This window comes from Flavobacterium sp. GW821-FHT12A05 (assembly GCF_058807735.1).
Map to the genome: position 1 here is coordinate 585,486 of NZ_JBXAQY010000001.1, position 20,735 is coordinate 606,220.

Sequence of the window (20,735 nt, forward strand, 5' to 3'; positions counted from 1 at the left end):
TATCATGTTAAAAAGTAAAATCGACAAAGCAACAGGATTCGAAAAACGATTCGAAAACATCAATACGGTTGTTTTTGAAAATTCTTCAGAAGCTTCAAAAGCAGTTGCTCAGGAAATTGCAGCTTTAATTCAATCCAAACAAAAAGAAAATCAGCCATGTATTTTAGGTCTGGCAACAGGTTCTTCTCCAAAAGGATTGTACGCTGAATTAGTTCGCCTGCATAAAGAAGAGGGATTGAGTTTTAAAAACGTAATCAGTTTTAACCTGGACGAATATTACCCAATGGAGCCAAACTCTATTAACAGTTATGTTCGTTTTATGAAAGAATTACTGTTTGATCATGTCGATATTTTACCTGAAAACGCTCATGTTCCAGACGGACTTTTAACAAAAGAACAAATTGCCGATTACTGCCACGAATATGAAGCTAAAATCGAAGCTTTAGGCGGAATCGATCTTCAGATTCTTGGAATTGGAGGAAACGGACATATTGGTTTTAATGAATCTGGATCGCTTCAAAACTCTAAGACGCGTTTAGTTGCATTAGACCATATTACAAGAGTTGCGGCTAGTAAAGATTTCTTCGGATTAAATAATACACCAAGAACAGCTATTACGCTTGGAGTTAAAAAAATCATGGAAGCCAAAAGAGTTATCTTATTAGCTTGGGGTGAAGGAAAAGCAAATATTGTAAAAAAATCGGTAGAAGATGAAGTAACTAACCGAGTTCCAGCTTCGTTTTTGCAAGAGCACAACAATGCAGTTTTTATTTTAGATAAAGAAGCTTCTTCAAAACTAACCAGAATTAACAAACCTTGGCTGGTTGAGAAAATCGTATGGACAGATAAATTAACTCGTAAAGCAGTTTTAGGATTAGCATTAGATCTTAAAAAACCAATTTTAATGCTTACTGATGCAGATTATATCGAAAACGGAATGAGCGATTTATTGGCAGATTCTGGTCCGGCATACGACATCAACATTAAAATATTCAATAAACTTCAAAATACCATTACCGGCTGGCCGGGCGGAAAACCAAATGCCGAAGATGCAAATCGTCCTGAAAGAGCAGAGCCTGCTAAAAAACGTGTATTGATTTTCAGTCCGCACCCTGATGATGATATTATTAGTATGGGAGGAACTTTCATGCGTTTGCAGGAACAAGGGCATGAGGTGCATGTGGCGTACCAGACTTCAGGAAATATCGCTGTCGCGGATGATGAAGCACTGCGTTTTGCAAGATTCGTGATTGATTACAACGAAAAATTCGGAATCAAAAGCGAGGAAGCCGATAACATTTACAAAAAAGCGCAAACCTTTTTAGAGAATAAAAAGAACAGCGAAATTGATATTCCGGAAGTTCGTTACATTAAAGGATTAATCAGAAAAGGTGAGGCGAGAGCAACAAGTCATTTTGTTGGTTTAACCGATGATCAGATTCATTTTATGGAATTACCATTTTATGAAACAGGAACAATTGAAAAGAAACCAATTGGACCAGAAGATATTCAGCTTACAATGGATTTAATTGAGAAAATTAAACCGCACCAAATATACGCTGCAGGAGATTTGGCAGATCCGCACGGAACACACAAAGTTTGTCTTGATGCTATTTTTGAAGCTGTAAAAGCTTTAAAACCAAAACCATTTATGGACGATTGTTGGTTATGGTTATACCGTGGTGCTTGGCAGGAATGGGGAATTGACGAAGTCGAAATGGCTGTGCCAATGAGCCCGGACCAGGTTTTGGCAAAACGTCACGGAATCTTCAAACATCAGTCGCAAAAAGACGGTGTTGTTTTCCAGGGAACTGATGCCAGAGAATTTTGGCAGAGAGCCGAAGACAGAAACAGCGAAACTGCAGCCTTGTATCAACAATTAGGTTTAGCAACTTATGCTGCAATGGAAGCTTTTGTGAGATGGCATTATTAAGATGCTGAGGTTCTGAGGGACTAAGATTCTAAGTTTTCAGTTTTCAGTCTCAGTTTTCAGTCTCAGTGAACAGTAAGTTTAAAACTGAGACTGTATACTGAGACTGAAAACTATCTTTTAATCTGTGGCATAAGAAAAAAAAAATAATAGCTTTGTACCAACTAGAAGCAAGAAAGAGAATGAATCTATATTCTCTTCTCTTGCTTCTTTCTTCTTTAAAAAAAATGGAACAAGACAAAAAACTTCTCATAAAATTAGCTCATACCAAAATGCCTTTCGGGAAATACGAAGGACGTTTTTTAATCGATTTACCAGAATATTATGTTGTTTGGTATCATAATAAAGGTTTTCCAAAAGGAGAATTGGGTCAGCAATTACAGCTTATTTACGAGTTAAAACTTAACGGTTTAGAAGAATTAATACGAAATATCAAGAAACAATATCCTAAATCGATATAAATAGTAAGAAAAATCTTTGGAAGTTTCGAATTTTTTATTTAAGTTTGAAATACAAAAATATTATAATTTCTAAAAACAAAATGATACCACAGAATTCAAGACTGAATTCATAAATGTGTACAAGTCAGTGTTTTTAAATTATAATATTTTTTTTGTTTAAAAACCTGCCAGAAAAGTATACAATAATTATTACTGTAGAAAACAGACGCAGTACTTCTTCATTTTTTACATTTATTTTCTTTCAAAGCATCCTTAAAAAAATTTTAGACTCAGAATTAAAGACATTCTGCAAAAAAAATCTCTAATTAAAAGTTAAAATTATCGATTACAAAACCAAGTAATCGATCTGTTTAAAAATTTGCAAATTATCTCATTCTCTAATTGATAAATTATCTAATTAAATTTGTACTTTTGCCAAGTTTTTTACACAACTACAATACAAACTACAACAGAATGAATCAAACAAAATATATTTTTGTTACAGGCGGTGTGACTTCTTCATTAGGAAAAGGGATTATCGCGGCATCTTTAGCAAAATTGTTACAAGGAAGAGGATACCGTACAACTATTCAAAAATTTGATCCGTATATCAATGTGGATCCGGGAACGTTAAACCCGTACGAGCACGGAGAATGTTATGTAACAGATGATGGTGCAGAAACAGATTTAGATTTAGGTCATTACGAGCGTTTTCTTAACGTTCCTACTTCTCAGGCAAATAACGTTACAACAGGAAGAGTATACCTTTCAGTTATTGAAAAAGAAAGAAGAGGAGAATTTTTAGGAAAAACAGTTCAGGTTGTTCCTCATATTACAAACGAAATCAAAGACAGAATGCAATTGCTGGGTAAATCTGGCGATTACGATATTGTAATTACTGAAATTGGTGGAACTGTTGGTGATATTGAATCATTACCTTATATAGAATCTGTTCGTCAGTTAGTTTGGGAATTAGGAGAAAATAACGGAATTGTTATTCATTTAACATTAGTTCCATTTTTGGCAGCTGCGGGTGAATTGAAAACAAAACCTACACAGCACTCTGTAAAAACGTTGATGGAAAGCGGAATCAAAGCAGATATTTTGGTTTGTAGAACTGAGCATGAATTGTCTCAGGAATTACGTCAAAAACTAGCTTTGTTTTGTAATGTTAAAAAAGAAGCAGTTATTCAGTCAATTGATGCTTCAACAATATACGAAGTTCCAAATTTAATGCTTGAAGAAGGATTAGATGTTGTGGCTTTGAAAAAATTAGATTTGCCTAAAAAAGCATCTCCGGACCTTAAAAACTGGAATACTTTCTTAAAAAGATTAAAAAATCCAAAGCAGACTGTAAATATTGGTTTGATTGGTAAATATGTAGAAATGCAGGATTGCTACAAATCTATTTTAGAGGCGTTCATTCATGCTGGTGCTGCAAACGAAACTAAAGTTAATGTAATTTCTATTCACTCAGAACACATTAATATTGACAATGTAGAAGAAAAATTAAGCGTTCTTGATGGAGTTTTAGTTGCACCTGGATTTGGAGAAAGAGGTATTGAAGGAAAAATCGAAGCAGTTCGTTATGCACGTGAAAACAATATTCCATTTTTCGGAATTTGTTTAGGAATGCAGATGTCTGTTATCGAATATTCTAGAAATATTTTAGGTTATGCTGATGCCAATTCAACAGAGATGAACGAGAAAACGCCTCATCCGGTTGTGAATTTAATGGAAGAACAAAAAAATGTTACAGATAAAGGCGGAACAATGCGTTTAGGAGCTTGGAAATGTGATATTAAACCAAATACGCTGGCACACAAAATTTACGGTGAAACAACAATTTCAGAGCGTCACCGTCACCGTTATGAGTACAATAACAAATATGCTGACGAATTGCAAAAAGCTGGTTTAAAAGCTTCTGGAGTAAACCCTGATACTGGATTAGTAGAAATTGTGGAACTTGAAAACCATCCATTCTTTATAGGTGTTCAATACCATCCGGAATACAAAAGTACAGTGGCAAATCCGCACCCAATATTTGTAAACTTTGTGGCAGCTGCCGTAAATGCGCATAAAAAATAATAATTAATATTCTAAGAAGCTGTAACTTTTGAGATCGACTCATTACTAATAAGCATCAACGAATAACTTTTTTTAAATTAATAATGGAAGAAAAAAAATTAGACCTTAATTCAATCATTGGTTTTGTATTGATATTCGGAATTTTGATTTGGATTTTTTATCAAAATCAACCTTCTGAGAAAGAAATTGCTGCTGAAAAAGCCAAGAAAGAATTAGTAGCTAAACAAGAAGCTCAGGCAAAAGCTGAAAAAGCTAAAACTGCAATTGCACCAATCGTTGCTGCAACTCCTGGTGATACTGCTCAATTAGCACAATTGCAAAAAACTTTAGGCGGGTTCGCATATTCTGCTACGCTTCCTTCTGCAAAAGAATCTTTTACTACAATTGAAAACGAAAAGATCAAACTTACAATCGCTAATAAAGGTGGTTATATAGTTGAAGCTACTTTAAAGGAATTCAAAAAGTTTGAGAAAAATTCAGGACAATTAGTTGAATTAATTAAAGACAATAATTCTCATTTAAACATTCAATTACAAACAGTTGACAACAGAACTTTAAACTCTAAAGATTTGTATTTCGAGCCGACTTTGGAAAAAATTGGTGCAGATCAGGTTTTATCAATGCGTTTGAAAGCTGGAGCTAATGAATTTTTAGAATATAAATACATCTTAAAACCAAACGATTATTTAGTTGGTTTCGATATTCGTTCTCAAGGATTAAACAGAGTTTTAAATTCTTCTAAACCATTAGATTTACAATGGGATTTAAAAACGTTTAGAAACGAAAAAAGTATTTCTTATGAAAACCGTTATGCCGAAATTTATTATGAGCATGAAGATGGAAAAATAAACTATGCAGGTTTAGGGAAACATGAAGAAGAAACAGTTGAAAAAGTTAGTTTTATAGCTTATAAACAACACTTCTTTACTTCTATATTAGTAACAGACAAACCGTTTGCAACTTCTAAATTAGAATCGACTAATTTAGTAAATGACGAAAAAATCGATACTGTTTTTACGAAACAGTTTAAAACAAATGTTCCTTTGGCATTTTCAAATGGAGAGATTGATTATAAAATGCAATGGTATTTTGGACCAGCAGATTATAAGGTTTTAAAATCGTATGACAAAAATTTCCAAAAAATCATTCCATTAGGATGGGGGATTTTTGGATGGATTAACAGATTGATTTTTATTCCATTATTCGGATTCTTAAGTTCAACAATTGGATTGTCATTAGGAATTGCCATTATCATTTTTACTATTATTATTAAATTGGCCATGTCGCCAATTACATATAAATCATTCTTGTCGCAGGCTAAAATGAAAGTTTTACGTCCTGATATTGCTGAGTTGGGAGAAAAATTCAAAAAAGACCCAATGAAGAAACAGCAAGAAACGATGAAACTGTACAATAAAGCAGGAGTAAACCCAATGGCAGGATGTATTCCGGCTTTGATTCAGCTTCCGTTTATGTATGCGTCATTCCAGTTCTTCCCATCAGCTTTTGAGTTAAGACAAAAAGGTTTCCTTTGGGCAGACGATTTATCATCTTTTGATGCGGTTGTAAAATTACCTTTCAATATTCCATTGTACGGAGATCATATCAGTTTGTTTCCAATTTTGGCAGCAATTGCGATTTTCTTCTACATGAAAATGACATCAGGAGATCAACAAATGGCAGCTCCTCAGCAAGAAGGTATGCCGGACATGGCGAAGATGATGAAAATCATGATTTACGTTTCGCCATTAATGATGTTAATTTTCTTTAATAGTTATGGTGCCGGATTAAGTTTGTATAACTTTATTTCAAACTTAATTACAATTGGAATCATGTTCGTTATCAAAAATTATATTGTTGACAGCGATAAGATTCACGCTCAAATTCAGGAAAATAAATTGAGAGAACCTAAAAAGCCAAGTAAGTTCCAGCAGCGTCTTCAGGATGTAATGGAGCAGCAAGAGGCAGCTAAGAAAGCTCAAGGCAAAAAATAAATAAGTTTTTAAAATCCCGATTTAATCGGGATTTTTTTATTTTGTGAGGGAAGTTTCTTTTCGAAAAGAAAAATGAAAATTTTAACTTTGAGAAGAATTAAAATATACTTTATGAAGCGAATTTTCGTTTAAGTTTTAAATTGAATAACAAATGATTTCTAAAAGAATACTAATTGGACTGGCATTATTGAATGTTTTGTTTCTAAGCGCTCAAACCGAATTTAATAAATTAGATGCCAACGGAAAAAAAGACGGCATCTGGAAAGGCACTTATGAGTCGAAACGTCCTCGATATGAAGGAACTTTCAGCCACGGAAAAGAAACTGGAATTTTCAACTTTTTTGATGATACTCAAAAAGGCGATGTAATTGCTACACGCGATTTTACTGCCAATGACGGAAGCTCGTACACTATTTTTTACGACCAGAAAAAGAATAAAGTAAGCGAAGGAAAAGAAATAGGAAAAGACAGAGAAGGAGAGTGGAAATATTACCACAAAGCTTCAAAGGTTTTAATGACTTCTGAAAACTATAAAAAAGGTAAACTAGACGGACAAAGAACGGTGTATTATCCAAATGCTAAGGTTGCTGAGGAAATGGCTTACAAAAACGGTTTAAGAGAAGGAAATTATAAAAGATATGGACAAAACGGCATTCTTTTAGAAGACGCAATGTATAAAAATAATGAGTTTAACGGCGATGCTGTTTTTTATGATTCAGATGGGGCTATTGCTTCTAAAGGGAAATTTTTAAACGGAAAAAAAGCCGGAATGTGGCAGTTTTACGTCAGAGGAAAATTAACCAAAGAAGTGAATATGAGCGATCCAAAAGCGAGTTATAAAGCCGATTCTAAAGCTAAAAATGAATAATACAATTATTGCCCGCCATGCGGGCATTTTTTTTGCCGCGAATTACACTAATTTACACGAATTAATTTTTTCGCTCTTTGTTTAATAAAATTAGTGCAAATTCGTGTAATTCGTGGCAAACCATTTTTGTTTAAAATAAATTCATGAATTCGTGGCTGAATTTTTCCCAATTGTTTAAATTTGATTTGCTAATATTTTGATTCAATGGATTTAAACGAACTTGCCGGACGATTTTTATTGTTGTTTTTTTCGATTTTAGTTTTGTATTTTTTCTCTAACAGAAAAGATAATGAAACCATAAATCCATTAATGGTCATTGTGGGGCTTTGTACCTTTTCGCTTTGTTATTTGTTTACAAAAATCGAAATTGGAGTTGGAATTGGTTTTGGCTTATTTGCCATTTTTTCTATTCTAAGATTCAGGACACAATCGTTTACCGTAAACGCCATAATATTTCTTTTTGCCACAATTACCCTTTCTATTTTAGACATCATGTATCCGTTTGAAAAAATAGAAATTCTTCTCTTTTTTCAAGTAATCATCATCGGTTTTTATATTGTGGCATCCATAATTGTCAATAAAAAAGCTTCAAATTATTTAAATGTTGTCGATGTAAAAATCCCGCTTATAAGCGATTTTTCTTTAGAAAACGGAAACATCCGCAAAGCCGTTCAGGAAAAAATAAACATTCAGGATTTCGATTTTAAAATTGTCTTGGTCAATACCGTTACAAACGAAATAGATCTTTTGGTGTATTATTAATCTGCCAAATCTGCGAGAGTTTTACCAGCACATTTTATAAATCATTTTAATTCCCTAATCTGTGGCTAATCATTAAAAGGACGAACTTGTTTTATATATAAATCCCTGTTTTCTCCCACGATCTTAAATTCCATATCAACAGGGTGAAACTGACTTTTTCTCCAATAACGGTACATTCTTTCCTCGATTTTTTTACTCACCATAAAAAGCCGGCTCATTTCTTTTCTGCTTAACAGCGGTTCATTGTTGTTGAGATTTGAATTTGAAGTATAATCGACATCAAAATCATCATCGTTAGTTCCGGAGTTAAAATGATAAGCAACAAATTGCTCGCAGATTTCTCCTTTTTCGGGCTTTACAACCGAGTTTTCTCCTTTTTGAACATTGACTGTAATTCCTGGAAAGTTTTGCCTAAAAATGTTCTTTGTAATTACAACGCCATTGGCCAGTTCATCCGGAAAAGAACGATGAACCAAAACACCCATCGCAATATTTTGCTGATCGATTCCAAAAAGTTCTCTTTCGTTGTACGAAGCTTCATTCCAGACACTTGCCCAAACTTGTTTAATCGCTTTTTCAAATGTTTTAATGCTGTCGCCTAAAATTCCGGTTTTAGAATCATATAATCCAGCGCCATTAAAATCGTCGAGATCTTCGGCATTTGTAGAAGATCGAAATCTAAAATTTTTAAACTTCGCATTTTTAAAAGCCAAGTTTAATTTTGAAATTAATTCAGGATCAACAGGTTCTTTTTTTATCGCATCGCGTATTTTTTTCAATTGCTGATTTACCCAAACCGTCGAATCTTTCTTCGGAAAAGCCAAAAGTTCCTTTATCAAAGGAGAAATAGACTCTTTCTGAATGTGTTTAGAATAATAATAAAACGGAATAGCGTGCGCATCTTCCGGAGTTTTAAACGGAATTTCTTTAGCAATAGCAATTAAATATGCCATGTTTTGAGCTTTCGATCCAATATAATTGACGCCTTTTTTAGGAATTTTTGATAAATCGACTAAATCTGTAACTGTGGTGTCAATGGTTAGCTTTTTGGTTTTGGAACTGGTTTTAACCACTATTTTTTTATCGGTTTCTTTGATAAAAAAAGTATCGACTTTAATTTTAAGTTCTACTTTTTTAGAAAGCAGTTTCTGTATGTTTTCATCTTTCAAAGCCAATGTATAAGCCATGATAGGAATTTTTCTGTTTTTTCCTAAAAGAACTAAATGGCTCAACGGCGTTTGTAAATCGGTTACAATAATTCCCTTTACATTTGGCAGAATATCCGGTGTTCCGTCTAAAACTATAATCTCATCCGGTTTAGGTTTTGTTTTGTCTAAATCCTTGATTTTGTATTGTTTTAAAATGCCAATATTAGTTCCGGAAACGACTTCCTGATATTTTATTTCATTAAAAATATAATCTGATTTTACACATGGAATTTTAAATTGTTCCAGACGAAACCATTCCATCTGTTCCGGATTATTCAAATAAAACTTTAAATTTTCGCCAATAAAAGTTGATTTTTTGACCAGGTTGAAAAAACGTTCAATAAGATCAATAGGCATGTGATCTGACGCGGCCAACTCGAAAATCCATTTCTCAGTTCCTTTAATATGATTTAGATTTCCTAGTAAAAAATCACGGTTTTTTTGAGTATTGCTGTAGTTGTTATTATTAAAAACTTCTAAATCCTGATTGTAATACAGGTAATTAATCACAAAATCGTAATGAAGCGGAATCAATGTACTGTTGAAATAATACATTTTTTGTTTCCTTAAATCATAAATCACTTTTACCGATTCGATATTCGAGAATTTATCCGATAAAGGTTTTCCTCTAAATGCCTTGTAAGTTTCATAATTGGCTAATGATGAAGAATATCTTTGTGCGCTTAAAGACATAAAAATGAAAAAGAAAAATAAGCTGTAGATGTATTTTTTCATGACAATTTTATTGAATATTAAAAGTAAGTATTTAAACCATAAGTTTTATCTACTGTCGAATTATATAAACCAATCAAAACCACTGTAATTTTCTAAAATATGGCGTATCTTTGCACCCTTGTAAAAATAAAAATTTTAAAATGAAACGAGTAGTAGTTGGTCTTTCTGGTGGAGTAGATTCTAGTGTTGCAGCTTATTTATTGCAGCAGCAAGGATACGAAGTTATTGGGCTTTTTATGAAAAATTGGCACGATGATTCGGTTACTATTTCTAACGAATGTCCTTGGTTAGAAGATAGTAACGATGCTTTATTGGTTGCAGAAAAACTTGGAATACCGTTTCAAACTGTTGATTTAAGCGAAGAATACAAAGAAAAAATCGTTGATTATATGTTCAATGAATACGAAAAAGGACGAACTCCAAATCCTGACGTGCTTTGTAACCGCGAAATCAAATTTGATGTTTTTATGAAAATCGCCCTAAGTCTTGGGGCCGATTATGTTGCGACTGGACATTACTGCCAAAAAAGCGAAATTGAAGTGGACGGAAAAACGGTTTATCAATTAATTGCAGGAAACGATGTTAATAAAGATCAGTCGTATTTCTTATGCCAGTTATCTCAGGAACAATTGTCTAAAGCTTTGTTTCCAATTGGGGCGTTGACAAAACCTGAAGTTCGCGAAATCGCTGCTGAAATGGAATTGGTTACGGCCGAAAAGAAAGATTCTCAAGGACTTTGCTTTATTGGAAAAGTACGTTTGCCTGAATTTTTGCAGCAAAAATTACAGCCAAAAGAAGGTAAAATTGTTCAAATTGATAAAAATGATCCAATTTATACAATTGAAAAACCAGCTGGAATATCTTTAGAAGACGAATTAAAAATTGAATCTCAAAAACTGAATTATCTTCCAACAATGGGGAAATTCATGGGGAAACATCAGGGAGCGCATTATTTTACTAACGGACAAAGAAAAGGACTGAACGTTGGAGGTACTACAGATCCGTTATTTGTAATTGCTACCGATGTAGATAGTAATACGATTTATACAGGTTTAACAAGCAATCATCCTGGATTGTTTAAAAAAGCTTTGTTTGTGGGAAACTCCGAAGTGCACTGGGTTCGCGAAGATTTGAAATTGAATGAAGGCGAAAAAATGGAAGTAATGGCGAGAATTCGCTATCGTCAGCCATTGCAAAAAGCAACTTTACATCAATTTGAAGGCGGTATGTACGTTCGTTTTGAAGAGCCGCAGTCTGCTATAACAGAAGGTCAGTTCGTAGCCTGGTATTTAGAAAATGAATTAGTTGGTTCGGGAGTAATTTCTTAGCTTTATACTTTCTTAGGAAGAAATTCCGCTAAAAAGTATAATATGAGATACAGCTTTACTTTACTAGTATTACTTCTTTCGTTTACTGCATTTTCTCAGGAAGAAGCCTGGGTTTATTTTAATGCGAAACCAAATGCTCAGGCATTCTTTAATAATCCGCTGTCGGAGCTTTCTCAAAGAGCTTTAGACAGGCGAACGAATCAAGGCATAGCTTTAGATGCAACAGATGCTCCTGTAGAAACTTCCTATGTAAATCAAATAAAAGCCAGTACAGGAATAACAGTGATGGCGCAGTCTAAATGGCTGAATGCGTTGCATATTCGTGGTACACAGGCTAATATCAATGCTTTGAAATCATTATCTTTTGTTCAAAAAGTAGATTTTGCTGATAAAAGCTTAAATGTTACCGGAAAAAAAGTTTCTCAAACAAATACTGTCCAAACACTTGATAAGCTAAAAACAACAATTGATTATTCTTACGGTAATTCGGCCAATCAAATTCAGATGCTGAACGGGCAGGCTTTGCATAAGCAGAATTTTACCGGAGAGGGAAAAATTATTGCCGTTTTAGATGGAGGATTTCCGGGTGTAAATACCGCGCAGCCATTTGAAAATCTTAGAAATAATAACCGAATTCTGGGCGGTTACGACTATACGACTAGAAACGCCAATTTTTATACTGGAGATAGTCACGGAACTTTAGTACTCTCAACTATGGGAGGTTACAAAGAAAACGCTTTGGTGGGAACAGCTCCAAATGCATCTTATTATCTTTTTATTACAGAAATTGGACCCATAGAAAACCCTGTTGAAGAATCACTTTGGGTTGAAGCTGCTGAAAAAGCCGATGCTTTAGGAGTAGATATTATAACGAGTTCATTGGGGTATTTTAATCAAAGAGATGAACCACGTTATAATCATACTTACAGCGATATGAACGGAACAACTAATTTCGTTTCGCGTGGTGCTGAAATCGCCTTTAGTAAAGGAATCTTAGTTCTAGCTTCTGCTGGAAATGAGGGTGCAAAAGCGGAAAATCATATTGGTTCTCCGGCCGATGCGGTTTCTGTATTAGCCATTGGCTCGGTTACGGCTTCTAGAATAAAGTCTGGTTTTAGTTCGATAGGGCCAAGTTTTGATGGAAGAATTAAACCGGATGTTATGGCACAAGGATCTTCTGCGGTAGTTGCTAATGTAAATGGAACTATAGGCGCAGCTGATGGAACTTCTTTTTCGTGCCCTATTATGGCCGGAATGGCAGCATCTTTATGGCAGGCTTTTCCAACTAAAACTAATAAAGAAATCAGACAAATGATTTTGACTTCTTCAGATAGATTTACTAATCCTGATAATAATTATGGATATGGAATCCCAAATTTTGGCGCTAATCTGGGTGTAGAAAATTTCAAGACTTATGTAGATTTTCTGGTTTATCCAAATCCCGTAAAATCAGATATTTCTTTTTTGTTCCAAAATGAAACGGCTTCAGTTTCTATTTATTCGTTATTAGGACAAAAACTGATCGAGAAACAAATAACAAATCAAAATCCTGTTCTTTCTGTTGAAGGTTTAACAAACGGTCTTTATTTTTATACTTTCGATGCAGGAGAATTACATAAAACAGGAAAAATAATAAAGCAATAAAAGTTTTAATGAATAGAATTACACAGCTTTTCAATATAAAATATCCAATTATTCAAGGCGGTATGATCTGGAATAGTGGTTATAAATTAGCATCGGCAGTAAGCAATGCCGGCGGATTAGGTTTAATTGGTGCAGGATCAATGTACCCGGATGTTTTAAGAGAACATATTCAGAAATGTAAAAAAGCTACAGATAAACCTTTTGGGGTTAATATTCCGATGTTATATCCTAATATTGAGGAAATCATGAATATCGTTGTCGAAGAAGGCGTTAAGATCGTTTTTACTTCGGCAGGAAATCCCAAAACATGGACTTCATTTTTAAAAGAAAAAGGAATTACAGTGGTTCATGTGGTAAGCAGTAGTGTTTTTGCTTTAAAAGCACAAGAAGCTGGTGTTGATGCTATTGTTGCCGAAGGTTTTGAAGCCGGAGGACACAACGGCCGTGATGAAACGACAACTTTAACTTTGATTCCGATGGTGAAGAAAAAAATTCAAATTCCAATTTTAGCAGCAGGAGGAATAGCCACCGGAAGAGGAATGCTGGCTGCTATGGTTTTAGGTGCCGATGGTGTTCAGGTAGGAAGTCGTTTTGCAGCCTCTATAGAATCTTCTGCCCACAATAATTTTAAGCAAACAATAGTTAATATAAAAGAAGGAGATACGCAGTTGACTTTAAAAGAATTAGCTCCTGTTCGATTGGTTAAGAATAAATTTTATAATGACGTTCAGGCGCTGTATGAAAAGTGCCCTTCAAAGGAAGATTTAATCCAGCTTTTAGGAAGAGCAAGAGCCAAAAAAGGAATGTTTGAAGGCGATCTGGAAGAGGGTGAACTCGAAATAGGACAAATTGCCGGATTGATTCATGAAATTTTGCCTGTCGAACAAATTATTCAAGAAATGATCGCCGATTTTAAAGCCGCTCGCAAAGAAAAAGCTACATTTGAGTTTTAATTATCTGCAAGAAATATTTTATGACTTCTATACGCACTTATATACTATTATTGTTTTTAGGGTTTGGATTGCAACAGGTTCAAAGTCAGTCTTATCATTTTAAAACTTCGGGATTTAGTGTTTTAGAAAAAAATGAAAGAGGTAAGTGGGGAGAATGGTCGAACCTTGATTTAGTGAATCTTTCGGTTGTTTTAGATACTGACAAACATAGAATTGTAGTGTATTCTCAGGAAATTCAGCTTTTTAGCATTTTAGATTATATAGAACGCGAAGAAAACGATACCGATATTGTATATTCTTTTATCTGCAAAGACAACGACGGTAAAGAATGCAAACTTTCAATTATTACCCGCAAAAAACAAGATTACCGCAAACAGCTTTACATAAACTATGACGATCATATTATAGTTTATAATATTTTTAATGTTTAAAATAAGTTTCTAAGGTACTGAGTTTCTAAGATGCTAAGTACTTTTAATTGAATAATAAAAACCTATGAAATTAAAAACTACTTTCTCCTTTTTGATTTTTTTTATTGCAGCAAAATCTTTTTCGCAAGATTTATTTATACCTAATGGTACAAACGGAGTATCTAATTCAAGTAATAATAATGTTGGAATTGGAGTATCAGATCCTGTGACAAAATTTGAAGTGGGAGGAGATGTTACTTTGGATTTTAAAACGATTTATTTTGATCGTTCATTAAATAGGGAACAATATAAAATTAGTAATCCTGCTTGGGATGATGGATTCCAATTTCATCATTATACTTCTCATAAGTTTTTTACAATGGGAAATGAAAGGCTTAGGATTCAGCAAAATGGTAATGTTGGAATTGGAGTATCAGATCCTCAAACAAAATTTGAAGTAGGAGGAGATATCACCTTAGATTTTAAAAGTATATATTTTGATCGATCAATAAATAGGGAACACTATAGAATCAGTAATCCTGCATGGAATGATGCCCTTCAATTTCATCATTATACTTCTCATAAATTTTTTATTGCTGGCGGTGAACGTATGAGGATATCAAATACAGGTATAATTGATGTTTTTGGAACTTTAAGAGCCGAAGAAGTTAAAGTATGTTTGAACCGAGGATGTGATTTTGTTTTTGAAAATGATTACGATTTGTTACCTCTTAATGAATTGGAAAATTATATAAAACTTAATAAACATCTTCCTGAGATCGATCCTGCTGCTAAAATGGAAAGTGAAGGCATAAATCTTAGCGAAATGAATGCTAAATTATTGCAAAAGATTGAAGAATTGACTTTATATGTAATTGAACAGAATAAAAAACTAGAACTTCAAAACAGCAAAATTATAAGTTTAGAAAATCAAAATAAAGATATAATGGAGATTAAAGCTATGTTGAAGCTGCAAAATCAGAAATGATTTTGAGATATTAGATATTCAAATTAAACTGCATGAAATAAACAAACGCTTATTGAAATAAATCTATTTCAATAAGCGTTTCCTATTTTTCAGAAGTATAAAAAACCTCTGTATCTTAGCACCTCAGAACCTTAGAAGCTATAAAGAATCAATATCCTTAATAAACTCATCATACTCCAGATAGAACATTTCGAGAGCGTGCATGTTTTCGTTGAAGAAATCAAAAATTGAATCCCAGTTATTGCGATTGCTAAAACCGACTCCCGTTTTTTCGACCCAGATTCGGCTTATGGTTTTACCGCTTTCTAAAGTGTAGTTTTTTTCGAAAACCAAATCTTTGATGAATTCCTCTTCCAGAATATTTTTTAAAGCTTCAATTTTTTCATAATAAGCATTTCGTTTTTCATCGCTTCGGTGTTCAATGTCAATTAAAACCTGGGCTTTTTTATTGTCTACAAAAAATTTAAAAGAGAAATCTTTAATCTTGGTATCATAAAGAACCCATTTTCTTGGATACTTTTCTGCAAAAGCAACCCAAAATTCCCTTTTTATTCTTTGTGATTCTTCTCTGCTGTACATTTTTATGGCTTTGTTTTAGAAAACTTGTAGAACCGCATTTTCTAGAGTATATTTATATTTTATTTGAAAGTACAAAAATAAACTTTGAATATGGATTTTCAAGATTTTTTGCAATATGTTCCTAATTTAATTCCGGTTGAACTGCCGGCAGAAACTGCGCACGCAAAAATGGCCCCGAAAGAACGTATTCAGGAGTTGAAAAACTTAAATATCGAAGCAAAAAATCCGAGGATTGCTGCGGTTATGATGTTGTTTTATCCTAAAAAAGAAAAAACACATATAGTTTTGATTGTCCGCAATGCTTATAACGGCGTACATTCCTCACAAATAGCATTTCCGGGTGGTAAATATGAAACTACAGATGCTGATTTTCAGGAAACAGCTTTACGCGAAACCAACGAAGAAATTGGAATCCTTCCTGAAAAAATTGAGGTAATAAAGCATTTTACGCCCATGTATATTCCGCCAAGTAATTTTTTAGTTCATCCCTATTTAGGAATTGCCAAAGAAGAACTTTCATTTTATCCGGATATTAGAGAAGTTGCCTCCATCATTGAACTGCCCTTGTCTGTTTTCTTAGACGACGAAATTATTATCGAAGCCACATTGTCAACTTCTTATGCAAATAATGCTTTAGTTCCTGCGTTTAATATTCAAAATCATATTGTTTGGGGAGCAACGGCAATGATTTTAAGCGAACTGCGTGATGTTTTAAAATTTACTTTTGCAGAAAATTCGTAATAGAATAAAATTAACAATTTGATATTCATCGCGGTAGTGATTTATTTACGTAAATTTATAAATCTATTGCTAAAAGAATAATTTTTGTATGTTTGCGACTTAACTGAAAAATACAAAACAAAGCTATGGGATTGTTTAAACGAAATCCTTTTGGACATATATTATTCATCAAGAAATGGTTAATCCGTGTTTTGGGTGCCATGACTCATAGAAGATACAGGGGTTTTAACGAATTGCAGATTGAAGGATCTGAAATTATTAAAACACTTCCTGATACAAATGTTTTGTTTATATCCAATCACCAGACTTATTTTGCCGATGTTGTGGCAATGTTTCATGTGTTTAACGCAAGTTTAAGCGGACGTCAAGATACTATTAAGAACATTGGTTATTTATGGCAGCCAAAAATGAATATCTATTATGTTGCTGCAAAAGAAACCATGCAGGCAGGATTATTACCTAGAATTTTAGCCTACGTTGGAGCTATAACCGTTGAAAGAACCTGGCGTGCAAAAGGGGTAGACGTAACCGAAAAACGCGAAGTAAACCCAAACGATACAGAAAATATCAGAATTGCGCTTGAAGATGGCTGGGTTATTACATTTCCGCAGGGAACAACAAAATCTTTTAAACCCGTTCGTAAAGGAACAGCACATATTATAAAACAGCATAAACCTATTGTAATTCCTATTGTAATAGACGGTTTCCGTCGTTCTTTTGATAAAAAAGGACTTCGTATGAAAAAGAAAAATATCCTGCAGTCTTTCATCATCAAAGAACCTCTTGAAATTGATTATGAAAATGACACAATCGACGAAATCGTTGAAAAAGTAGAATATGCAATCGAACAACATCCTTCATTTTTAAAAGTTATTCCAGCCGAAGTAATCAAAGTGGAAGAAGAACTTAACGAAATGAGAAGATGGAGTTACAAAGCCTCAGAAAACGAAAGTTAGAATTTTTTGTTTCAGGTTTCAAGTTTCAAAACTCAGCACCTTAGTTCCTTAGAACCTTAGCCCCTTCATTAGAAATCAATTTTCTTCAACTCCTTATAATTCACGTACAGTCTGCGTAATAGAGTTCCGTACAATAGTCTGTAAAAACACCAGAATAACCCAAAGAAGCCTAATATAACCAAGGTTAAAATACCTATTGTGGTAAACATTGCTTTTCCGTTTACAGCTAATTTTTCTCTTAAGAAAGCCATATCAGGATTGTAAACAAAAGCAATGAAGAAGCTTAAAATAGATGTAATTACAATCATTCCTAAATTATACCACACATAATACTGAACCGTTTTTCTGGTTCTTAAAATAGCGCTCATTAAAGATTTTGTGGCCACTGTGGTCGAAATCGTAGTGTAGTTTTTGTAGAAGATAAACACAAAAATTAAGCCTACTAAGTAATTTAAGTATGTTAAATATTCAAGCGTAACCACAATTTCCGGATGATTTATTTTTCGTAAAACATCATCGGTATTAATAAATAAGTTTGAAAAAGTCCAAAACGAAATCTCCAAAATACTGATAATCAAAATCCATTTCACAATTGAAGATGATTTTTTGTGAATCATTTTATAGATTTCTTTTTCAGAAATTTGTTCAAAAGAATCAGAGTTCTTTTTCCAGTCTTTTTTTAGTAAATCCAGTTCTTTCATAATAATTTTTAAGGATTTAGTATTTTTTTAAGTTTCCCTTTAATTCTGTTCATTTTCACGCGCGCATTCACTTCGCTGATCCCTAAGGTTTCAGCTATTTCTTGATAATCTTTGTCTTCTAAATACATAAAAACTAATGCTTTTTCGATGTCGTTAAGCTGGTAAACTGCCTTGTACATCAATTTAATCTGTTCTTCCTCTTCATAATTGTAATCTACATCTTTTACAAAATGCTGATGACTTTCATAATCTACGGTCGATATGGTTCTTTTGGTTTTTCGGTATAAGGTAATTGCGGTATTTAAAGCAACACGATAAGTCCAGGTAGAAAACTTACTGTCGCCTCTAAATTTTGGATACGCTTTCCAGAGCTGTATAGTGATTTCCTGAAACAAGTCTTTATGAGCGTCTTCGCCGGCAGTATATAACCTACAAATCTTGTGGATTATATTCTGATTTGCCTGCAATTGCGCAACAAATGACTGTTCTAGATTTTCGCTCATAAAAGTATTAGTAGTGTTGAAATCACTTTTGTTACAGTTGGATTTGTTTTTTTTGCCACAGATTGAATGATTAAAAATAAAAATCATTTAAATCTGTGTAATCAGTGGCAAAACTATAATTCTTTTGTTTTATAATAATTAATCATCAAATCGATAAACTTACTGTAGCTATCTATTCCGTCTTTCTGATTGTTTGATTTCAGGAAATTATCATATAAAAAATGAAAACCTTTGTCTATAAAAGTATCATACTTTTTCCAAAAATCCTGGCTTTCCTGATAGTTTTTTAAAATTCCAGGGTTTACTTGTTTCTTCAAAACATCGAAAATCTTCTCATTTTTGAATTTCCAAATTCCAAGACAATAACGCAAAACAAAGCTATATCCGGAATATTGGTAATATAGATTTTCATTTTTAACCGAAGCCAAAACACCAATAAAGTTGCATTCACTTTCACTTGCAAAACCAATTTGATGTGCCATTTCATGCGAAGTTGTAACTGGAAAATTATACATTGGCAATAAATCATTTACCTGAGCTTCGTTGGTAAACGGATTTAAATAACCGCCAAATCCCATATAGGTTAGCGGAACGCTGAATAGTGATTTTTTAACGCTTAAGATTTCATATTTAAAATAAGGATGTTCTTTTGCTAAATTGTCATAACCGTTTAAAATCATTCGAAATGATTCTTTTTGCGAATAAGGAAAAACAATTTTTTTGTTTTTATTCTTGGTGATTGCCAATTGAATTTCATTCGTTTTTACAATTAATCTTTTTGTAAAAGTTAAAAGATCAACATCGTTATATTCTCTTTTGATTTCCATTTTTTCAAAAAGAGGTTCACGATAATAATTGAATGCCCAGAGAAGATGGAAAAGAAAGTAAAAGACAGAAATTTTTCCTAACATTTTTAGTAAGTGATCTTTCCAATCCGTTCTCCATGTTTTTCGTATTTTCCAAAACCAGCTTATTATAGATAAAATCAGAATAGCGTAAATACAATCGCCAACAGAAAATGGAATTTTACCTAAAACAGTTCTGGAAAAGTGCGATATTCTAACATATAAATTGTTGCTGTAAAAACCTTCGACAAAATCTGGAAAATATCTCAGGATTCTTAAAAAGAGGATTTGAACTAAAAGAAATAAGGGAAGTATATATTTTCGCGTCACGGTTTTACTTTTTGGTTAAAAATAATAATTAAAATAGTAGTTCGTTTTCTTTTTTGTAAATTTGTTATTCAACAACAAGGAAAATGACACAAATCACTTTAAATATTCCGGATAACGAATTGTCTTTCTTTATGCAGTTAATTGAAAAATTCAATTACGAAACTGTAATTAATGAGTTTTCTGTGACTGAAGAAATGAAAAATTTGTTGGATGAAAGAAGAGCAACTTCAAAAGCGGATGATTTTCTGCCTTGGAATGAAGCAAAAAAACAGTTACGATTTAAATCTGAGAAATGATTTTTAATGTTGTAATTGAGCCAAGAGCACTTGTTGATATACAAGATGCGATTGATTATTATGATTCCAAAAAGTCTGGTTTAGGTGAATATTTTTATCAAATGATTGATGAGCACTTAGACACTATATCTAGAAATCCTTTTTTTGAAATCAGATATAAGGATTATCGCGGCCTTCCTGTTAAAAAATTCCCATTTATTATCTTTTATTTTATTGATGAAGAGCTGAAAACAGTACACATTTTGTCTGTTTTTAATACTTCGTTGAATCCTTCAAAATACCCTATATAACAACCTAAGACTTTCTTTTGAAGTTTCCAGTTTTTATGCAGTCTCATTTTATAGTTGTTATAATTAGTGCTAATTCGTGAAATTTGTGGCGAAAAAAAATATAAACTTTGTAACTTTGACATTCTTAATTGTTAAACTTCAAACAA

The 20,735-nt window shown here is 33.1% G+C and carries 20 protein-coding genes; 15 read left to right on the top strand and 5 right to left on the bottom strand.

Going from position 1 to position 20,735, the window contains the following annotated elements:
- The first annotated feature begins 4 nt into the window (after positions 1 to 4).
- The 6 genes from nagB (at position 5) to AC1RRQ_RS02290 (ending at position 8,082) form a co-directional block, all read left to right on the top strand.
- Positions 5 to 1,933, top strand: a complete 1,929-nt coding sequence (gene nagB / locus AC1RRQ_RS02265; RefSeq protein ID WP_493021014.1) for a glucosamine-6-phosphate deaminase — start codon at positions 5 to 7, stop codon at positions 1,931 to 1,933.
- A 224-nt stretch (positions 1,934 to 2,157) separates the two neighbouring features.
- Complete coding sequence (locus AC1RRQ_RS02270; RefSeq protein ID WP_493021016.1) at positions 2,158 to 2,391, top strand: DUF3820 family protein; 234 nt, start codon at positions 2,158 to 2,160, stop codon at positions 2,389 to 2,391.
- Positions 2,392 to 2,844: 453 nt separating this feature from the next.
- Positions 2,845 to 4,458: a CTP synthase gene (gene pyrG, locus AC1RRQ_RS02275; RefSeq protein ID WP_493021017.1), complete on the top strand. Its 1,614-nt coding sequence runs from the start codon at positions 2,845 to 2,847 to the stop codon at positions 4,456 to 4,458.
- Between the two features lie 83 nt (positions 4,459 to 4,541).
- The gene (gene yidC / locus AC1RRQ_RS02280) at positions 4,542 to 6,452 is read left to right on the top strand and encodes a membrane protein insertase YidC (RefSeq protein WP_493021019.1); all 1,911 of its coding nucleotides are present in this window, start codon (positions 4,542 to 4,544) and stop codon (positions 6,450 to 6,452) included.
- A 151-nt stretch (positions 6,453 to 6,603) separates the two neighbouring features.
- Positions 6,604 to 7,320 (top strand): toxin-antitoxin system YwqK family antitoxin, encoded by a 717-nt coding sequence (locus tag AC1RRQ_RS02285; protein WP_493021021.1) that lies wholly within the window; start codon positions 6,604 to 6,606, stop codon positions 7,318 to 7,320.
- Positions 7,321 to 7,524: 204 nt separating this feature from the next.
- The gene (locus AC1RRQ_RS02290) at positions 7,525 to 8,082 is read left to right on the top strand and encodes a DUF4956 domain-containing protein (protein WP_493021023.1); all 558 of its coding nucleotides are present in this window, start codon (positions 7,525 to 7,527) and stop codon (positions 8,080 to 8,082) included.
- Between the two features lie 65 nt (positions 8,083 to 8,147).
- On the opposite strand, the gene AC1RRQ_RS02295 is transcribed toward AC1RRQ_RS02290, so the two are convergent.
- Entirely contained in the window at positions 8,148 to 10,025 is a 1,878-nt protein-coding gene (locus AC1RRQ_RS02295; protein WP_493021025.1) for a PEP/pyruvate-binding domain-containing protein, read from the bottom strand.
- A gap of 140 nt (positions 10,026 to 10,165) precedes the next feature.
- Here AC1RRQ_RS02295 and mnmA point away from each other — a divergent pair, with 140 nt between their 5' ends.
- The 5 genes from mnmA (at position 10,166) to AC1RRQ_RS02320 (ending at position 15,348) form a co-directional block, all read left to right on the top strand.
- On the top strand, positions 10,166 to 11,353 hold the full coding sequence (gene mnmA, locus AC1RRQ_RS02300) for a tRNA 2-thiouridine(34) synthase MnmA (RefSeq protein ID WP_493021027.1): 1,188 nt from the start codon (positions 10,166 to 10,168) through the stop codon (positions 11,351 to 11,353).
- Positions 11,354 to 11,395: 42 nt separating this feature from the next.
- Complete coding sequence (locus AC1RRQ_RS02305; RefSeq protein WP_493021029.1) at positions 11,396 to 12,997, top strand: S8 family serine peptidase; 1,602 nt, start codon at positions 11,396 to 11,398, stop codon at positions 12,995 to 12,997.
- 8 nt (positions 12,998 to 13,005) lie between these two features.
- Positions 13,006 to 13,950, top strand: coding sequence for an NAD(P)H-dependent flavin oxidoreductase (locus tag AC1RRQ_RS02310; protein ID WP_493021031.1), 945 nt, complete (start codon positions 13,006 to 13,008; stop codon positions 13,948 to 13,950).
- 20 nt (positions 13,951 to 13,970) lie between these two features.
- The gene (locus tag AC1RRQ_RS02315) at positions 13,971 to 14,381 is read left to right on the top strand and encodes a hypothetical protein (RefSeq protein WP_493021033.1); all 411 of its coding nucleotides are present in this window, start codon (positions 13,971 to 13,973) and stop codon (positions 14,379 to 14,381) included.
- A 64-nt stretch (positions 14,382 to 14,445) separates the two neighbouring features.
- Positions 14,446 to 15,348 (top strand): hypothetical protein, encoded by a 903-nt coding sequence (locus tag AC1RRQ_RS02320; protein ID WP_493021034.1) that lies wholly within the window; start codon positions 14,446 to 14,448, stop codon positions 15,346 to 15,348.
- A gap of 138 nt (positions 15,349 to 15,486) precedes the next feature.
- Here AC1RRQ_RS02320 and AC1RRQ_RS02325 read toward each other — a convergent pair whose 3' ends face one another.
- Entirely contained in the window at positions 15,487 to 15,927 is a 441-nt protein-coding gene (locus tag AC1RRQ_RS02325) for a DUF4268 domain-containing protein (protein WP_493021036.1), read from the bottom strand.
- A gap of 90 nt (positions 15,928 to 16,017) precedes the next feature.
- On the opposite strand from AC1RRQ_RS02325, the gene AC1RRQ_RS02330 reads away from it, so the two are divergent.
- Both AC1RRQ_RS02330 and AC1RRQ_RS02335 read left to right on the top strand, forming a co-directional pair.
- On the top strand, positions 16,018 to 16,668 hold the full coding sequence (locus AC1RRQ_RS02330; protein ID WP_493021038.1) for an NUDIX hydrolase: 651 nt from the start codon (positions 16,018 to 16,020) through the stop codon (positions 16,666 to 16,668).
- A gap of 125 nt (positions 16,669 to 16,793) precedes the next feature.
- Positions 16,794 to 17,624, top strand: a complete 831-nt coding sequence (locus AC1RRQ_RS02335) for a lysophospholipid acyltransferase family protein (RefSeq protein ID WP_493021040.1) — start codon at positions 16,794 to 16,796, stop codon at positions 17,622 to 17,624.
- A gap of 68 nt (positions 17,625 to 17,692) precedes the next feature.
- Here AC1RRQ_RS02335 and AC1RRQ_RS02340 read toward each other — a convergent pair whose 3' ends face one another.
- The 3 genes from AC1RRQ_RS02340 to AC1RRQ_RS02350 all read right to left on the bottom strand — a co-directional run bounded on the left by AC1RRQ_RS02340 (position 17,693) and on the right by AC1RRQ_RS02350 (position 20,003).
- Entirely contained in the window at positions 17,693 to 18,325 is a 633-nt protein-coding gene (locus AC1RRQ_RS02340; RefSeq protein WP_493021042.1) for a DUF8845 family protein, read from the bottom strand.
- Between the two features lie 8 nt (positions 18,326 to 18,333).
- Positions 18,334 to 18,828 carry an RNA polymerase sigma factor gene (locus tag AC1RRQ_RS02345; protein ID WP_007810116.1) on the bottom strand — a complete coding sequence of 165 codons (495 nt, stop codon included), beginning with the start codon at positions 18,826 to 18,828 and terminating at the stop codon, positions 18,334 to 18,336.
- A 113-nt stretch (positions 18,829 to 18,941) separates the two neighbouring features.
- Complete coding sequence (locus AC1RRQ_RS02350) at positions 18,942 to 20,003, bottom strand: DUF3810 domain-containing protein (protein ID WP_493021045.1); 1,062 nt, start codon at positions 20,001 to 20,003, stop codon at positions 18,942 to 18,944.
- An 83-nt stretch (positions 20,004 to 20,086) separates the two neighbouring features.
- Here AC1RRQ_RS02350 and AC1RRQ_RS02355 point away from each other — a divergent pair, with 83 nt between their 5' ends.
- On the top strand, positions 20,087 to 20,299 hold the full coding sequence (locus tag AC1RRQ_RS02355; protein ID WP_493021047.1) for a hypothetical protein: 213 nt from the start codon (positions 20,087 to 20,089) through the stop codon (positions 20,297 to 20,299).
- Positions 20,296 to 20,589: a type II toxin-antitoxin system RelE/ParE family toxin gene (locus AC1RRQ_RS02360; RefSeq protein ID WP_493021049.1), complete on the top strand. Its 294-nt coding sequence runs from the start codon at positions 20,296 to 20,298 to the stop codon at positions 20,587 to 20,589. The genes AC1RRQ_RS02355 and AC1RRQ_RS02360 overlap by 4 nt, the downstream gene beginning before the upstream one ends.
- Positions 20,590 to 20,735: the final 146 nt, after the last annotated feature.

What these genes read in the sequence shown, in the direction of transcription:
- AC1RRQ_RS02310 (WP_493021031.1), top strand. Translation starts at nt 13,006, where the DNA reads ATGAATAGAATTACACAGCTTTTCAATATAAAATATCCAATTATTCAA.
- AC1RRQ_RS02290 (WP_493021023.1), top strand. Translation starts at nt 7,525, where the DNA reads ATGGATTTAAACGAACTTGCCGGACGATTTTTATTGTTGTTTTTTTCG.
- AC1RRQ_RS02295 (WP_493021025.1), bottom strand. Translation starts at nt 10,025, where the DNA reads ATGAAAAAATACATCTACAGCTTATTTTTCTTTTTCATTTTTATGTCT.
- yidC (WP_493021019.1), top strand. Translation starts at nt 4,542, where the DNA reads ATGGAAGAAAAAAAATTAGACCTTAATTCAATCATTGGTTTTGTATTG.
- AC1RRQ_RS02285 (WP_493021021.1), top strand. Translation starts at nt 6,604, where the DNA reads ATGATTTCTAAAAGAATACTAATTGGACTGGCATTATTGAATGTTTTG.
- pyrG (WP_493021017.1), top strand. Translation starts at nt 2,845, where the DNA reads ATGAATCAAACAAAATATATTTTTGTTACAGGCGGTGTGACTTCTTCA.
- AC1RRQ_RS02315 (WP_493021033.1), top strand. Translation starts at nt 13,971, where the DNA reads ATGACTTCTATACGCACTTATATACTATTATTGTTTTTAGGGTTTGGA.
- AC1RRQ_RS02325 (WP_493021036.1), bottom strand. Translation starts at nt 15,927, where the DNA reads ATGTACAGCAGAGAAGAATCACAAAGAATAAAAAGGGAATTTTGGGTT.
- AC1RRQ_RS02305 (WP_493021029.1), top strand. Translation starts at nt 11,396, where the DNA reads ATGAGATACAGCTTTACTTTACTAGTATTACTTCTTTCGTTTACTGCA.
- AC1RRQ_RS02270 (WP_493021016.1), top strand. Translation starts at nt 2,158, where the DNA reads ATGGAACAAGACAAAAAACTTCTCATAAAATTAGCTCATACCAAAATG.
- mnmA (WP_493021027.1), top strand. Translation starts at nt 10,166, where the DNA reads ATGAAACGAGTAGTAGTTGGTCTTTCTGGTGGAGTAGATTCTAGTGTT.
- AC1RRQ_RS02340 (WP_493021042.1), bottom strand. Translation starts at nt 18,325, where the DNA reads ATGAAAGAACTGGATTTACTAAAAAAAGACTGGAAAAAGAACTCTGAT.
- AC1RRQ_RS02360 (WP_493021049.1), top strand. Translation starts at nt 20,296, where the DNA reads ATGATTTTTAATGTTGTAATTGAGCCAAGAGCACTTGTTGATATACAA.
- nagB (WP_493021014.1), top strand. Translation starts at nt 5, where the DNA reads ATGTTAAAAAGTAAAATCGACAAAGCAACAGGATTCGAAAAACGATTC.
- AC1RRQ_RS02335 (WP_493021040.1), top strand. Translation starts at nt 16,794, where the DNA reads ATGGGATTGTTTAAACGAAATCCTTTTGGACATATATTATTCATCAAG.
- AC1RRQ_RS02320 (WP_493021034.1), top strand. Translation starts at nt 14,446, where the DNA reads ATGAAATTAAAAACTACTTTCTCCTTTTTGATTTTTTTTATTGCAGCA.
- AC1RRQ_RS02355 (WP_493021047.1), top strand. Translation starts at nt 20,087, where the DNA reads ATGACACAAATCACTTTAAATATTCCGGATAACGAATTGTCTTTCTTT.
- AC1RRQ_RS02345 (WP_007810116.1), bottom strand. Translation starts at nt 18,828, where the DNA reads ATGAGCGAAAATCTAGAACAGTCATTTGTTGCGCAATTGCAGGCAAAT.
- AC1RRQ_RS02330 (WP_493021038.1), top strand. Translation starts at nt 16,018, where the DNA reads ATGGATTTTCAAGATTTTTTGCAATATGTTCCTAATTTAATTCCGGTT.